Source organism: Streptomyces sp. NPDC101166, from assembly GCF_044768125.1.
Classification (GTDB): domain Bacteria; phylum Actinomycetota; class Actinomycetes; order Streptomycetales; family Streptomycetaceae; genus Streptomyces.
In genome coordinates this window covers 1-1,106 of the sequence record NZ_JBIWPF010000288.1, presented here as the reverse complement: position 1 = coordinate 1,106, position 1,106 = coordinate 1, and the positions used below count along the sequence as shown (strand labels likewise).

Below are 1,106 nucleotides of genomic sequence, written 5' to 3'. Positions count from 1 at the left end.
AATTCCTGGCCCAGCCACACGGATTACGCCGGCGTGCCACCGAACAACCCCTGCTGGATCTGTTCACCCGGCACACCGAGGCGGTGGTCGCCACCTACGATCCGCCCGGAATCCGCCGGGCCGGCGACAGTCTCGTCTTCGGCCACATCTACGCGCCCGCGCTGCGCCGCCCGGCCGGGCCGGATCCACAGGCCGTGCCGGTCAACGAGCTGCTCGCGGCGCTCATCGCCGCCGAGGTCGAGTTCCGGGGTCCGCTCCGGCTGAGCCGCACCCAGAATCGGCTGCTCGCCGAGGCATACGAACGTCTGGGCCGTCCGCTGGTCCAGGCCGGACTGCCCGGCCATGCCGCCCTGGCCTATCGGCGCGCGGGCAGTCTGTACCGCATCGACGAGGACACCGACGCCGAGGACCGCTGCGGGCTCGCGCTGTCCCGCGCCCGGCGGCAGGCGCAGCCGCAGGCCTGGCGGCGGCTCGGCGGCCTGGTCCCGGATCTGGTCTGCGGCTACGGGTATCGGCCGTTCCGCATGCTGTGGTTCGTGGTGTTCCAGCTTCTGGTCTTCACCGGCGCGGTGGCGTTGCGCGCGGAGCAGCCGGTGGCCGTGACGGTGTACCAGGTGCTGATGAACTACCTCAACCCGCTCGGTATCGGCGACACCGATCACCTGCGGGTGGGCGGCCGGGCGGTGTTCGTCACCGAGGCGTACACCGGCGCGGTCACCATGTCGGTGTTCTTCGCCCTGTTGGTGCGTCGCTGGTTCCGGCTCTGAGAACAGTCCTCACCACTGCACGGTGCTGATCTTGGAGCTGCGCAGCGCCTCCAGGGTGGCCACCGCCAGCCGGTCGCGCAGGTGCCCGACCTGCGCGGTCCACTGCCGGGTGAAGCCGGGATCGGATTCCAGCCGGGTCCACAGTTCACGCAGCCGGGGCGGGGTGTGCGCGCCCGGCATCCACAGGTGCACCAGCTGTTCGAGCAGGGGAGCCAGTTCGCCGGTGGGATCACGTTCGAGCACGGGACGATTCGCGTCCGACAGCGCGGCGGCGAGGGTGGACAGCAGCCAGTCGTGCACGGCGAGGTCCTCGCAGAAGCGCTGCACCCCGGCCAGATC

The 1,106-nt window shown here is 71.0% G+C and carries 1 protein-coding gene and 1 pseudogene; one reads left to right on the top strand and one right to left on the bottom strand.

Features of this window, described 5'->3' with window-relative positions; translation table 11 throughout:
- On the top strand, positions 1 to 767 hold a 767-nt coding region (locus ACIRS4_RS38480; RefSeq protein WP_404204959.1), incomplete at its 5' end, for a hypothetical protein.
- A 9-nt stretch (positions 768 to 776) separates the two neighbouring features.
- Here ACIRS4_RS38480 and ACIRS4_RS38475 read toward each other — a convergent pair.
- Positions 777 to 1,106 (bottom strand): annotated as a pseudogene (locus ACIRS4_RS38475) (hypothetical protein); the annotation flags it as partial.